Raw genomic sequence first — 14,920 nt, 5'->3', positions numbered from 1 at the left:
CATTTCGACGTGTCATTTTTTTATTGGAATCATCCTTTTACCGAAACATCATATTCATAAAGAACGGGGCCACCTTTAATGCCTGCCTTGACTTCCCCGGTGTTTTTCAACACTTCCATCTGAAAGATTCGTTTTCTAAAATTACGTTTATCCAATTTGATCCCCAAAATGTCTTCATATAGACCTTGGAGTTCTGATAGGGTGAACTGTTTGGGTAATAATTCCCCCATGATCAATCGGTCCTTAAGGTTGTTTTTAAGGAACATATGGGCGTCATGGATGATTTGGGCATGGTCAAATCCCAGGTTCACAGGGATTTCCTCCATATCAAACCATGAGATCTGTTCCACATTTCCCTTAAGAAAAAGGGGATGATTTTCCGGCCTTACCATGGCATAGAAAGAAACGGTGATTACGCGCTTTAAAGGATGCCTTTTTAAATCGGAATACACTTTCACCTGCTCAAAATGGATGTCCTTTACCCCAGTCAGGGCAAGCAATACTTTACTGGCACAATCCTTCAGGGTCTCGTTGGCTTCCATAACCCCCCCAGGTAACATCCAGTGGTTGGTAAATTCCCCAACCGAACGTTTAGTGAGCAATAGTTTCAACCGATGGTCCACATATCCGAATACGGCAATATCGGTTGTTATAGAACATTCAAATGAATCAGCGTTTACTGTTAAATTTTGAAGATTCGGCGGCTCCAATACCTTTTTATTGCTCATTTGATTTTTTTATTGGACTAAAACTTCTAAATTAGTATCCGTGTCTAAAGTACACAGAAATAATAATTTTTGAAAAAAATCCCCCAAATATTTGGGTCATCATACAGGAATGGGAAAATCATTGTTCGATATATCCAATAAAGTCATCTTGATTACCGGTGCCACCGGAGTATTGGGAGGAAGCATGGCGGAGTACCTGCTTTCAGAAGGAGCCAAGATTGTTCTTTTGGGCCAGACCGAAGACAAAGTAATTGCAAAGGTCAAATTGTTGAAGGAAACTTATTCCGATGTGTTTGGATTTTCGGGAAGTGTGTTGGATAAAGAGTTTCTGGAGAAAGTTAAGAGCAAGGTGGTGCAGGAATGGGGTAGCATAGATGTACTCATCAATGCCGCGGGGGGTAATATGCCAGGTGCTGTGATAGGAGAAGGACAGACCATCTTCGACCTGCAAATGGAAGACTTTAGGAAAGTGTCCGAATTGAATTTGGATGGTTCCGTAATCCCCTCCTTGGTTTTTGGAAAGCAAATGGCGGACCAAGGTCATGGATGCATCCTTAATGTATCCTCCATGGCAGCAACAAGGGCACTTACCCGTGTGGTAGGCTATTCGGCATCCAAGGCGGCCATTGATAATTTCACCAAATGGATGGCCACCGAACTGGCCCTGAAATTTGGGGAAGGCCTTCGCGTAAATGCCATAGCCCCAGGATTTTTTATCAGCAACCAGAATAAAAAACTGCTCTTAAATGAAGATGGCAGCTATACCGACCGTGGTAAAAGAATAATAGATAACACCCCCATGAAGCGATTTGGGAAAGCCGATGAATTGCACGGTACCGTGCATTGGCTCATCAGCGATGCTGCCAGTTTTGTTACAGGTGCCATCATACCTATTGATGGGGGATTTAGTGCTTATAGCGGTGTATAAACAAGGAATGCAAATGGGATTGGAACAGACTTGGCGTTGGTACGGGCCAGATGACCCTGTTTCGTTGGAAGACATCAAAATGGCCGGTGCCACAGGTATTGTCACGGCATTGCATCATATTCCAAATGGGGAGGTTTGGCCCGTGCAAAGCATTTTGGAACGAAAAACCATGTTGGAAAATGTCGGACTAAGATGGTCGGTTGTGGAATCACTCCCAATACATGAAAACATCAAGACCCGTTCAGGAAGTTACAAAGAACATATTGCCCATTATAAACAAAGCCTGATGCATTTGGCCCAGTGCGATGTAAAGGTAGTCTGCTACAATTTTATGCCCGTTTTGGATTGGACGCGCACCAATCTGGCATACACTGTGGAAGATGGTTCCAAGGCCTTGTTTTTTGAATTCAATGCCTTGGCTGCTTTTGATATCCATATTTTAAGACGGCCCGGAGCGGAAAAGGACTATACCAAGGAACAGATTGCTGAAGCAAAAGCATATTTTGATGGGATGTCCGAAGATCAAATTCAGTTGTTGGTCAAGAACATTATTGCAGGACTTCCGGGTTCCTCCGAAGGGTATTTGGATGCTAAAAACGGGTATAACCTGCAAAAGTTCCAAACCATTTTGGATACCTACAAGGGCATTGATGCCGAACAAATGCGAGGCAATCTGGTTGAATTTTTAAAGGAAGTTGTCCCAGTGGCAGAAGAACATGGGATTTTGATGTGCATCCATCCGGATGATCCGCCGTTTCCCATTTTGGGCCTGCCAAGAATTATGAGCACCGAAGCGGATTATGCCCATATTTTTAAGGAGGTGCCATCCATCCACAACGGCATTACTTTTTGCACGGGATCGTTGGGAGTGAGGGCGGACAATGATTTGGGGACCATGTTCCAAAGGTTTGCCGATCGGGTTCATTTTATGCATTTGCGAAGCACAAAAAGGGACGGAAAAGGCAATTTTTATGAAGCCAACCATCTGGAAGGGGACGTGGATATGTTCGATATAATGGAGAAAGCCCTGAAGGAACAACAACGCCGTAAACAGGAAGGAAGAACGGACTGGCAAATTCCGATGAGGCCCGATCATGGCCATCAAATGCTGGACGATCTGAAAAAACATACCAATCCGGGGTATTCGGCTATTGGTAGACTCAGGGGATTGGCGGAATTGAGAGGATTGATGTTGGGCATTGAAAGATCGTGGACATGAGAATAGCACTTAAGCTTTATCAAATAATAGTAAAATGAAATTTTTCAGGGTGGTCTTATCGCTTGTCTTGATTGCACAGTTTACCGGCTGCATGCAAGAAAATGACGTGAAGACCATCCGGTTGGCCCATGGATTGGATGTGAACCATTCCGTGCACAGGGCCATGGTAAAAATGGGTGAAGACATAGAAAATATTTCAGGAGGGAAACTTCGCATTGAAATTTATCCAAACCAACAATTGGGAACCGAACGGGAGATTTTGGAATTGATACAATTGGGTAGTCTAGACATGACCAAGGTATCGGTCGCTACCCTGGAAAACTTTGCCCCCAAGACCCGCATTTTGGGACTACCCTATCTTTTTGAAAGCAGAAAGCATGCCTTTGAAGTACTGGATGGCCCCATCGGACAAGCGTTGTTGGACAATGCACAGCAATTTAGATTGAAAGGACTGGGCTATTACGATGCCGGGTTTAGAAGCTTTTACACCGAACACGAGCCTGTTGATTCCCCAGAAGATCTAAAGGGGCTCAAGATCAGGGTGATGGAAAGTGTCACGGCCATGGATATGGTCAAAAGCCTTGGAGGGTCGCCAACCCCCATTTCTTGGGGAGAATTGTACACATCCCTTCAACAAGGAGTAGTGGACGGGGCAGAGAACAATCCGCCCAGTTTTTACCTTTCCAAACACTATGAAGTTTGTCCCTACTATGCATTGGATGAGCACACTTTTTCCCCTGATGTATTGATTGTAGGCACCCAATTTTGGAACAAACTTTCAGAGCAAGAGCAAGGATGGGTAAACGAAGCGGTGAAAAGGTCTTTGGGCCATCAACGAAAATTGTGGGCGGATTCAGAAGCGGAGGCGTTGGAAGAAGTGCAGAAGGCAGGGGTGAAGATTTCATATCCCAACAAAGAGCCTTTCATCCAAATGACAAAGGAAATGTACAAAGCGTATGAAGCGGATGAAGAATTGAACAACATGATACAACAGATCAAAAACATGACAAATTGATGGGCTTCAAAAAAACATTGGACAGTATTTTGGCACATCTTCTGGTGTTGCTGATGGGCCTAATGGTGCTGAACGTGCTTTGGCAGGTGTTCAGCAGATATGTTCTAGGGGAGCCGAGCGCTTTCACGGATGAACTCGCCCGATTCCTGATGATCTGGCTGGGCCTGTTGGGGGCTGCCTTTGTATCTGGGAAAAAGGGTCATGTGGCCATAGATGTATTGGCCAAACGGGCCAGTGTGAAAAATCAGAAATGGTTAAAAAGAGGCGTGTCCATTTTCATTATAATTTTTTGTTTGGCCGCTATGGTGACGGGCGGTGGATGGTTAGTGTTTACCACCTATGAACTAAAGCAGTTATCCCCTGCATTGGGGGTACCTTTGCCATACGTGTATATTGTAATTCCGTTAAGTGGGCTGATTGTGGTTTACTACAATTTTTTTGACATCATATCCGAATAGACCCTATGGAATATATCCCCTTACTTGTATTGATTATCAGTTTTGTGGGCCTCTTGGCAATCGGTACTCCCGTAGCGTGGAGCATTGCCATATCTTCCATGTTGACCTTATTGGTGAGCGTTCCTACCTTGCCTGCATTGGCGACCATCTCCCAAAGGATGGCTACTGGGTTGGATAGTTTTGCCTTACTGGCCATTCCTTTCTTTATTTTATCGGGAGAATTGATGAACCAGGGGGGGATTGCCCACAGATTGATTGCTTTTGCCAAATCTTTGGTAGGGGCTATGCCGGGAGGCCTCGCCTTGATCAATATCATTTCGGCCATGTTTATGGGGGCCATTGCAGGGTCGGCCATGGCCTCGGCCTCGGCCATGGGCAGTATCCTCGGGCCAGAGATGGAAAAAGAAGGGTATGATAGGGAATTCGCGGCAGCAGTGAACATTACTTCTGCCACCACGGGATTGGTCATACCGCCTAGCAATATTTTGATTGTGTATTCACTGGCTAGTGGTGGGGCGTCCATAGCAGCACTCTTTTTGGCGGGTTATATCCCTGGTCTTCTCACAGGCTTGTTGTTGATGGTGGTCACCATTTTTTGGGCCAAGAAAAAAGGATATGGCACTGGGGAACGTAGCACTTTTAGGCAAATCTTTAAAACCTTTATTGATGCCGTCCCGAGCTTATTTTTATTGGTTTTGGTCATAGGGGGTATTGTAGCGGGCATCTTTACGGCCACCGAAGCCTCTGCTATCGCAGTACTCTATAGTCTTCTGTTGGGCTTTGCTTATAAGCAGATTACCTTGAAAAAATTGCCCCAGATCTTTTTAAATGCCTCATCTACTACCGCAGTGGTCATGTTGTTGATCGCAGCTTCCATGAGCATGTCTTGGGCCCTTTCCTTTGAGCATATTCCTCAGGATATCAGTACCGGGCTTTTGTCCATTACCGATAACAAGATTGCTTTGTTGCTCATCATCAATCTGATACTGTTGTTTGTGGGCATTTTTATGGATATCACCCCGGCAGTACTCATCTTCACCCCGATATTTTTGCCTATTGTGACAAAATTGGGAATCGATCCGGTACATTTTGGTATCATCATGATATTGAACCTATGTATCGGCTTGTGCACCCCTCCGGTCGGTTCGGTACTCTTTGTGGGGGTGGGTATTGCAAAGACATCCATAGAAAAAGTGATAAAACCCTTGTTGCCCCTTTTTGCGGCAATGATACTGGCCTTGTTCCTGATCACGTATATCCCCGAACTGGCCCTTTGGCTACCGGGTTTGTTTGGACTATAATCGAATTATACAATAAACTTTTAAATATGACACATAAAATGAACAAACTAAAATACGGGACATTGGTACTTCTGCTGTGTTGGGCCTGTGCCGAAACTCCCAAGGATGACACCCCTTGGGTCGATTTGTTTGATGGAACGCTCAACGGATGGAACCAAAAGGGAGGCGAAGCCAATTATGCGGTTGAGGACGATGCCATTGTAGGCTCCACGGTCCATGATACCCCAAATTCCTTTTTGACCACCGATAAGATGTACGATGATTTCATTTTGGAGTTGGATTACAAAGTAGATTCTACCATGAATTCAGGAATACAGATTAGGAGCAATAGTTTTCCATACTACCAAAATGGAAGGGTGCACGGCTATCAGATTGAAATCGATCCTTCGGAAAGGGCCTGGAGTGCGGGCATTTATGATGAGGGAAGAAGGGGTTGGCTCGTGACCTTGGACGACAATCCAGAGGCCCAAAAAGCCTTCAGACAAAACGATTGGAACCATTATCGCATCGAAGCGATCGGTGATACCATCAAAACATGGATCAATGGTGTTCCTGCCGCCCATTTGATAGATGATAAAACACCAAGTGGGTTTATCGCGCTACAAGTACACAGCATTGGAAAAGATCAAAAGTCGGGAACGGAGATTGCGTGGCGCAATATCAAGATTTTGACCGATAGTCTTTCAAAATATACCAAACCCATGTCCCTGCAACCCGTGGTGACCCAAAACGTTATCAATGTGGACGAGGCCAAAAATGGATGGAAATTGTTATGGGATGGCAAGACCACCAATGGATGGAGAGGGGCCCGATTGGATAGTTTTCCGGATAAAGGCTGGGAGATAGAAGATGGGGTTTTGACCGTTTTGTCATCCGGTGGTGAAGAGTCGGCGGCTGGCGGCGATATTGTGACCACAGAGCTATTCGGGGATTTTGAATTGATGGTTGATTTTAAATTGACCGAAGGTGCCAATAGCGGCATTAAATATTATGTGAATACCGATTTGAACAAAGGCCCAGGGTCATCCATTGGGTTGGAATATCAAATTCTGGATGATGCTGTCCATCCCGATGCCAAATTGGGTAACCACGAAGGGAGCCGAACTTTGGCATCGCTCTACGATCTTATCAAAGCGGATTCTAATAAACCCGCCAACCCGATTGGGGAGTGGAATACCGCCCATATCGTTTCCAAAGGAAATCATGTGGAACACTGGCTCAATGGTATGAAGGTCTTGGAATACGAACGGGGAAGCGACGAATTCAAAAAGCTTGTTTCCGAAAGTAAGTATGTGGTATGGCCCAATTTTGGCGAAGCTCCAACGGGTCCCATTTTATTGCAAGACCATGGGGATAGGGTAAGTTTTAGGAACATCAAGATAAAAACCACCGAAAAAGAATAAGACCATGACCACAAGACGCGATTTCATCAAAAAAACAACTACCGGAACTGCCGCCGTTACCTTGGGCGGTATGGTATTACCCTCTTGGGCCAATGCCCGAATTCTGGGGGCCAATGACCAAATCAACTGTGCGGTAATCGGTGTGAGGAGCCGTGCCAAGGCCCATGTTTTGGCCATTCATCAAGATGCCAATGCCAAGATTTTGTATAGCTGTGATGTGGATGATACGATTTTGGAAGAACACAATGCTTGGTGCCAAGAACATATCGGGTATGTTCCAAAGGTGGAAAAGGATTTTCGTAAAGTACTTGAAGATAAGGATGTGGACGCCATCTTTATTGCTACACCGGATCACTGGCACGCCCCGATGGCCATTATGGGCCTACAGGCGGGAAAACACGTGTACGTGGAGAAACCCTGTAGCCATGATCCCCATGAAAATGATCTTTTGGTGGCGGCCAGTAACAAGTATGGGAAAAAGGTACAGATGGGAAACCAGCAGCGATCGGCCAAAACTTCTATGATGGCTGTGGAGGATATCAAAAAAGGAGTACTAGGGAATGTCTTCAAAGGAGAGGCGTATTACTCCAACAATCGGGAGTCCATCGGACATGGTAAAATAATCGATGTGCCCCAGACCTTGGATTGGGATATGTGGCAGGGCCCGGCCCCACGGGAAAGTTATCGAGACAATGTCCATCCCTATAATTGGCATTGGTTTAAAAATTGGGGAACAGGGGAAATACACAACAATGGTACCCACGAGATCGATATCTGCCGTTGGGCCTTGGGTGTGGACCTTCCTGAAACGGTTACGGCATTTGGTGGAAAGTATACCTTTGATGATGACTGGGAATTCCCAGATAACCAACAAGTAACCTATACCTTCCCAGGCGATAAATTCATCACATGGACCTCCCACAGCCGTGGTATTATGAAACCGGAACGACCTGGCCGTGGCATTACCATTTATGGTAGTAAAGGTGTTATGGAGTTGAGCCGGAACTTTTATAAATTATATGATCTGGGTGGAAACCTGATCAAACAGGAAGATGAGGCAAACATCAGTGCCACTTTAAATACCCAAGGCATTGGCGGACTGGATGTGGACCATGTGGGCAACTTTTTCAATGCCATCAGAAAGGACACGTCCTTAAATTCGGATATAAGGGACGCCAGTGTTTCCACCATGCTCTGTCACTTGGGCAATATGGCCCACGATGCCCGCCATACCATTCAGATTGATACCCAAACAGGCAAGGTGTTGAACAGTGAAAAAGCTATGAGGGGCTGGAAGCGGGAGTATGAAAATGGATGGGAACCTAAACTTTAAACAAAGATGAAGCGACGCGATTTTATAGTAAAGGGTAGTTTGGCCAGTTCTGTTGTGATGTACGCACCAACGGTTTTGGGTGCTGCAAACCCAAGTGCCAATGAAACCATCAATGTAGGGGTTATTGGAACGGGGGACCGTGGTGGCGGACTTATTCCTTTTATCAACGAAATACCGAATATGAGGGTGGTGGCCTGTAGTGATATCATGCCTTTCAGGCTCAGTTCGGGCCTTTCCAAAGTGGAAGGTAAGGCCAAAGGTTATGAGGATTACCGAAAGTTGTTGGATGATAAGAATGTGGATGCCGTACTGGTCGCAACTCCGTTCAGCACACACTCCCAAATCGTGACCGATGCCCTAAAAGCAGGCAAACATGTGTACGGCGAAAAAACCATGGCCAAGGGATATGATGGCATAAGATCGTTGGTGAATGCTGCGGAAAACTCAAGTACTATTTTTCAGGCGGGCCACCAATACCATAGTTCTCGGTTATACACTCACATTGTTGATGAAATTAAAAAAGGGAAGATTGGTAAAATTACCGCTTTTGAATGCCAATGGAACCGAAACAACAACTGGCGAAGGCCCGTTCCCGATCCCAAATGGGAGCGTATGATCAATTGGCGGATGTACCGTGAGTTTTCAGGAGGACTTTTGGCGGAACTTTGTTCGCACCAGTTGGATTTTGCCAATTGGGTACTGGGTTCTATGCCTGAAAAGGTCATGGGTGTGGGAGGAATCGATTATTGGAAGGATGGTCGTGAAACCTATGACAACATCCATCTGATTTATAGCTATCCCGATGGAGTAAGGGCATCTTTTACTTGTTTGACCAGCAATGCCATGGGCGACTATAAAGTGAAAGTGATGGGAGATAAAGGAGCCTATATCCTGGATTATGTTAAGGCTTGGTATTACCCGGAAGGAGGCTACCAAAAAGAAATGGGCCAGGTAGATGGTGTTTCTGGCGCCACCTTGAATTGGGACCAGGACAGGGGCATACCCGTAAATTTTGACCATGACGATCCCAGTAAACAGGCCTTGATTGACTTTAGGGACAATATTGTTAACAACACACGGCCCATATCCAATGCCAAAACAGGGGCCATGGCCGCAATGTGTGTGCAGATGGGCCTCGATGCCATGTATGGGAATACCATCGTACAAACTGACACAAAAATGGTAAACGATATTTTGGGGTAGTTTAAAAGAGTTTGAATAGGAAGAATATTCAAGGGAGTAAGAAAAGAGGATGAAAAACCATTTTATAACAGATAATTTTTTGCTGCAAAGCAAATTTGCGGAAGAACTCTATCATGACTATGCGGCAAAACAACCCATCATAGACTATCATTGCCACTTGCCTCCGGACCAAATTGCAGCGGACCATGTTTTTGAAAATCTCACCCAAGTTTGGATCAATGGCGATCATTATAAATGGCGGGCCATGCGTACGGTCGGGATTAATGAAAAATACATTACAGGTAATGCAGGTGATGCTGAAAAATTTCAGGCATGGGCAGAAACAGTTCCCCAAACCCTAAGAAATCCATTGTACCATTGGACGCATTTGGAGCTTAAGCGGTATTTTGACATCGATTTGCTGTTGAACAAGAAAACTGCCCAAGAAATATATCAAGAAGCTTCCACAAGATTGAACAGCGCAGCATATAGCTGCCAAAAGCTGATCCAAAACATGAATGTTGAGGTGGTCTGTACCACGGAAGATCCTACTGATACCTTGGAACATCACAGGAAATTGGCCAAGAGCGGATACGGAGTCCACATCAGTACATCTTTCAGGCCGGACAAAGCGCTGCTCATTTCCCATGACGGATACAAATCCTATTTACGGAAATTGGAGAAGGCTAGTGGGTTGGAAATTAATTCCTTCAAGACTTTATGTGATGCATTGGCCAAACGAGTCGATTATTTCCATGAAAACGGCTGTAGACTTTCCGATCACGGGTTGAGTTATGTTCCCTATACGGAAGCTTCGGACACTGAAATTGAATCCATTTTCACCAAAAAAGAAAAGGAGGAACAGTTGACTCCTGTTGAAATTGAGAAATACCAGACGGCACTACTATTATTTCTGGGAGAACAATACCATGCCAAAGGATGGGTGCAACAGTTCCATTTGGGAGCACTTCGAAATAATAACTCCCGTATGCTTCATAAATTGGGTCCGGATACGGGTTGGGATTCCATGGGTGATTATCCGCAAGCCTATACCTTGTCCCGATTTTTGGATGCCTTGGATTCAAAGGACAAGCTTGCAAAGACCATCTTGTACAATTTGAATCCATCGGATAATGAAGTGTTGGCGGCCATGATTGGCAATTTCAATGATGGAACCATAAAGGGAAAAATGCAGTTTGGATCGGGCTGGTGGTTTTTAGACCAAAAAGATGGTATTACGAAACAATTGAACGCGCTGTCCAACATGGGGCTGTTGAGTTGCTTCATTGGAATGCTCACGGATTCAAGAAGTTTTCTTTCCTATCCCCGCCATGAATACTTTAGAAGGATACTTTGCAATCTATTGGGAGAAGAGATTGAAAAAGGTGAATTACCCAATGATGTGGAGCTGATTGGCAATATGGTCATGGATATTTGCTATGGAAATGCCAAGAAATATTTTGATTTTCAACATAATTCTTTAGATAATTGACTGAATAAAATTGCTTGTGAATATCAAAACTAAAATAGGATATGTCCTGATCGCTCTTGTAGGGGTCATACTTTTGTTTTTTCTTATGGACGCAGGAGAGAAAGAAGTCTATCAAACTGTGGACAAAGAGATGCCTACTCATTACAATGGTGAGCAATTTGCAGGATCCCAATCCTGTATTCCCTGTCATCAAAATATCTATAAAACCCACATAAATACACCCCATTTCAACACCTCGGCAATTGCAAGTGAAGAGACCTTGAAAGGACCTTTCGATAATCCGTCCCATGAAGTTGAACTCATTGATGGCGTGGCACGGATGATACATGAGGGAGATACATATTATCAAACCATATCTTCCAAAACTACGGGGGAAATAATGGATAAATCCCGTTTGGATATTGTTGTCGGTTCCGGGGTAAAAGGCCAATCCTATTTGACGTTCAAGGAAGATTTTCTTACGCAACTACAGCTATCATATTTTACACTCACCGATGATTTTATCAACAGTCCCGGCTATCCGAACTATAAATTCAACAGGTCGGTAACGGATAACTGTATCAAATGTCATGTAACGTTTGCCAAGAACGGTGATTTTAAAGGAAACACCAATATTTATGAAAGAGAGTCCTTTATTTATGGCATAGATTGTGAACGGTGCCATGGCCCCCTAAAAAAGCATGTTGATTATAGAACCGGTAACCCACAGCAATTGGATGAAGATGTGGTGATCAAAATAGACACGTTGGCCAGGCAATTGAAAATGGACATTTGTGTCCAATGCCATTCTGGGCTGCGCGCTATTCAAATAAAGGACAACCCTTTTTCATTTGTAACCGGGGAACGATTGGACGACTATGCGAAAAACTACAACTTTGGAAGACCCGAGGCACAACTTGATGTGCATGGCAACCAGTATGGTCTCCTTAAAAGCAGTGAGTGCTATAAAAACTCAAGTACCTTAAGCTGCACCACCTGTCATGACCCTCATCAGGGTCAACGTGGGCAAACGGAACATTTTAATTCCAAGTGTATTGAATGCCATATGTCCCCAAAAGACCTTCACGATGGTTCGGGTCTAAATTTGTCCGATTTAAATAATTGCATCAGTTGTCATATGCCACTTTTTCCTTCCCAGACCATGAAAGTACAACTAGAAGACAACGCTAAAGAAACATCGGTCAATATCAGGACACATCTTATTGGGATTTATGTGGACGGGATACTTCAAAAACAAGCAAACTGATTACGTAAGAAATCCGGCACTGGAAAAAATACCATAGGCGATTCGCCAAGAAAACTTCATATTTTATAAAATTCTTGAATTTGGGTCCGTTTTGTTTTCAATTCCCTAATTTTCATGGGCCATAACACTATTTTCCCAAACAATTATTTCAAAGAAAATCTATTATGCAGATCAAAGAAGCGCCGGAACTATATGATGTGATCATTGTTGGTTCAGGAGCAGGAGGGGGTATGGCAACCAAACAACTGGCTGATGCCGGATTAAATGTTGCCGTTGTGGAAGCGGGTCCGTTTTTTGACCCTGCCGATCCCAAAACAATGACCCAATTGAAGTGGCCCTACGAATCCCCAAACAGGGGTGCAGGTACCACAAGGGCCTTTGGAGGTTGGGATATGGCCTATGGTGGCTGGGAAATTGAAGGGGAACCCTATACCCATGAACCTGGGACAAAGTTTGATTGGTTCCGTTCCCATATGTTGGGCGGTAGGACCAATCACTGGGGAAGGATTTCGCTTCGTTTTGGCCCAAAGGACTTTAAAGGAAAGACCCGTGACGGTCATGGGGATGATTGGCCCATAGGCTATGAAGATGTGAAACCGTATTATGATAAGGTAGACAAACTCATTGGGGTATACGGTACCAATGAAGGTTTGGAAAATGATCCTGATGGATTTTTTCTACCGCCGCCAAAACCAAGATTGCATGAGCTTTTCTATATAAACGGAGCCCAAAAATCAGGGGTACCTGTAATTCCTGGTCGGCTTTCCATGTTGACCAAGCGAATCAACAAGGACAGGGGTGTTTGCTTTTACTGTGGACAATGTTCCAGATCTTGTTCCGTATATGCCGATTTTTCATCCGGTAGTTGTTTAATATTCCCGGCACAAAAGAGTGGAGGTAAGGTCAAAATATATGTCAATTCCGTGGTGCGTGAGGTTACAACCGATGAGGAAGGCAAGGCTACAGGGGTGTCCTATATCAGCAAGGATGACAGAAAGGAATATAAACTAAGGGGTAAGGTTATTGTACTTGCCGCTTCTGCCTGTAGTTCTGCTCGTATCTTGTTGAATTCCAAGAGCAAACAACATCCAAATGGATTGGGTAATAGTAGCGATCATGTGGGTAGGTACCTCCATGATTCCACTGGGGCAAGCCGTTCTGCATTTATCCCTGCCCTTATGAACCGAAAGGTTTCCTATAATGAAGATGGTACAGGTGGCATGCACGTGTATTCTCCATGGTGGGGAGATAATAGCAAATTGGATTTTCCGCGTGGTTATCATATTGAAATAGGGGGAGGAATGCGTCAACCCAACTATGGCTTTGGTTTTAATGCCAATGAGTTCAATAAGTTCTTTGGCCTCAATGTGGGAGGATATGGCGATGTGCTGCGTGACGATGTGAAAAAATATTACGGCTCAGTGATTCACATGGCCGGCAGGGGTGAAGGCATCGCCCGAAAAGAAAATTATTGTGAAATCGATCCCACCACTGTGGATCAATTTGGAATTCCGGTGCTCAAGTTCAACTATAGATGGTCTGACTTGGAAGTGAAGCAGGCCAAACACATGCAAGATACTTTTGAAGAAATCATCCACAATATGGGGGGTGAGCCCTTGGGCGATAAACCTTCTGCAGATATTGATTACGGACTACTTGCACCTGGGAGAATCATTCATGAGGTGGGAACCACAAGAATGGGAGACGATCCTAAAACCTCAGTGACCAACAAATTCAACCAATTGCATGATGTGAACAACGTGTTTGTTGTAGATGCAGGGCCTTTTACCTCACAGGCGGACAAAAACTGTACATGGACCATCTTGGCATTGTCTTGGCGTGCATCGGACTACATCATTGAACAATTGAAACAACAAAATATATAGGAAATGGACAGAAGAAAAAGTATACAAACCATCATTATGGGGGCTGGTGCTTCTGCCCTGATGTTCCACGGATGTAAGTCGGATACCGAAATTGAGGTACCTGTACCATCTGAAGGCCCTTACTTTGGAAGGACTCCTGAAGAGTTGGAACGTATTGAAAAGTTAAAGGCAATCCAATTGTTCAACGAACATGAAATGGAGACCATTACCTTGTTGAGTACCATCATTTTACCTCCAAAGGAACCTCACGGGGGACCAATCGAGGCCGAAGTACCTGAGTTTATTGAGTTCATAGCCAAGGATATTCCTGAATTGGAACTCACTTTGAAAGGTGGTCTTATGTGGTTGGATCATCAAAGTAATTCTCATTTCAATCAAGAATTTAAAAGTGCATCCTTGGAACAGCAAAAGCAAATTCTGGATACCATTGCATTTCAGGATGCCGAAATTCCTTTGGACGAACAACCTTTGGAAATTCAATTTTTTGCCTTGATGCGAAATTTAACGGTTACCGGATATTACACTTCCAGAGTAGGAATTGTCGATTTGGGCTATAAAGGTAATCAACCCAATATATGGGATGGTGTTCCCCAAGATGTGCTCGATCAGCATGGAGTGGCCTATGATCCCAAATGGATTGCCAAATGTGTGGACCAAAGTAAACGGAACGAAATTGCGGAATGGGACGAACACGGGAATCTATTGACCTGATAAAGATGACCAGGTCTG

The 14,920-nt window shown here is 44.4% G+C and carries 13 protein-coding genes; 12 read left to right on the top strand and 1 reads right to left on the bottom strand.

Annotated features, from left to right (window positions below; genetic code table 11):
• Window positions 1-29: 29 nt before the first annotated feature.
• A complete protein-coding gene (locus GTK07_RS15780; RefSeq protein ID WP_163636210.1) occupies window positions 30-728 on the bottom strand; it encodes an NUDIX hydrolase in 699 nt (232 codons plus the stop codon).
• A gap of 109 nt (window positions 729-837) precedes the next feature.
• Here GTK07_RS15780 and GTK07_RS15775 point away from each other — a divergent pair, with 109 nt between their 5' ends.
• The 12 genes from GTK07_RS15775 (at window position 838) to GTK07_RS15720 (ending at window position 14,902) form a co-directional block, all read left to right on the top strand.
• A complete protein-coding gene (locus GTK07_RS15775; protein ID WP_163636209.1) occupies window positions 838-1,656 on the top strand; it encodes an SDR family oxidoreductase in 819 nt (272 codons plus the stop codon).
• 13 nt (window positions 1,657-1,669) lie between these two features.
• Entirely contained in the window at window positions 1,670-2,875 is a 1,206-nt protein-coding gene (gene uxuA / locus GTK07_RS15770) for a mannonate dehydratase (RefSeq protein WP_163636268.1), read from the top strand.
• Between the two features lie 34 nt (window positions 2,876-2,909).
• Window positions 2,910-3,890, top strand: a complete 981-nt coding sequence (locus GTK07_RS15765; protein WP_163636208.1) for a TRAP transporter substrate-binding protein — start codon at window positions 2,910-2,912, stop codon at window positions 3,888-3,890.
• On the top strand, window positions 3,890-4,348 hold the full coding sequence (locus tag GTK07_RS15760; RefSeq protein WP_163636207.1) for a TRAP transporter small permease: 459 nt from the start codon (window positions 3,890-3,892) through the stop codon (window positions 4,346-4,348). Before GTK07_RS15765 ends, GTK07_RS15760 begins: the two co-directional genes overlap by 1 nt.
• Window positions 4,349-4,353: 5 nt before the next feature.
• Entirely contained in the window at window positions 4,354-5,649 is a 1,296-nt protein-coding gene (locus tag GTK07_RS15755; RefSeq protein ID WP_163636206.1) for a TRAP transporter large permease, read from the top strand.
• A 38-nt stretch (window positions 5,650-5,687) separates the two neighbouring features.
• A complete protein-coding gene (locus GTK07_RS15750; protein ID WP_163636205.1) occupies window positions 5,688-7,052 on the top strand; it encodes a 3-keto-disaccharide hydrolase in 1,365 nt (454 codons plus the stop codon).
• 4 nt (window positions 7,053-7,056) lie between these two features.
• Entirely contained in the window at window positions 7,057-8,385 is a 1,329-nt protein-coding gene (locus GTK07_RS15745; RefSeq protein WP_163636204.1) for a Gfo/Idh/MocA family oxidoreductase, read from the top strand.
• Window positions 8,386-8,391: 6 nt separating this feature from the next.
• Window positions 8,392-9,588, top strand: a complete 1,197-nt coding sequence (locus GTK07_RS15740; protein WP_163636203.1) for a Gfo/Idh/MocA family protein — start codon at window positions 8,392-8,394, stop codon at window positions 9,586-9,588.
• Between the two features lie 49 nt (window positions 9,589-9,637).
• Window positions 9,638-11,059, top strand: coding sequence for a glucuronate isomerase (gene uxaC / locus GTK07_RS15735; protein ID WP_163636202.1), 1,422 nt, complete (start codon window positions 9,638-9,640; stop codon window positions 11,057-11,059).
• Window positions 11,060-11,075: 16 nt separating this feature from the next.
• Window positions 11,076-12,305: a multiheme c-type cytochrome gene (locus GTK07_RS15730; protein ID WP_163636201.1), complete on the top strand. Its 1,230-nt coding sequence runs from the start codon at window positions 11,076-11,078 to the stop codon at window positions 12,303-12,305.
• Between the two features lie 164 nt (window positions 12,306-12,469).
• Window positions 12,470-14,191 carry a GMC family oxidoreductase gene (locus GTK07_RS15725; protein WP_163636200.1) on the top strand — a complete coding sequence of 574 codons (1,722 nt, stop codon included), beginning with the start codon at window positions 12,470-12,472 and terminating at the stop codon, window positions 14,189-14,191.
• Window positions 14,192-14,194: 3 nt separating this feature from the next.
• Window positions 14,195-14,902: a gluconate 2-dehydrogenase subunit 3 family protein gene (locus GTK07_RS15720; protein WP_163636199.1), complete on the top strand. Its 708-nt coding sequence runs from the start codon at window positions 14,195-14,197 to the stop codon at window positions 14,900-14,902.
• Window positions 14,903-14,920: the final 18 nt, after the last annotated feature.

The organism is Flagellimonas sediminis (assembly GCF_010500845.1).
In the GTDB taxonomy this organism is placed as follows: Bacteria; Bacteroidota; Bacteroidia; order Flavobacteriales; family Flavobacteriaceae; genus Flagellimonas; species Flagellimonas sediminis.
The sequence above is the reverse complement of the archived record's forward strand: the minus strand, read 5'-3'. Positions and strand labels throughout refer to the sequence as shown.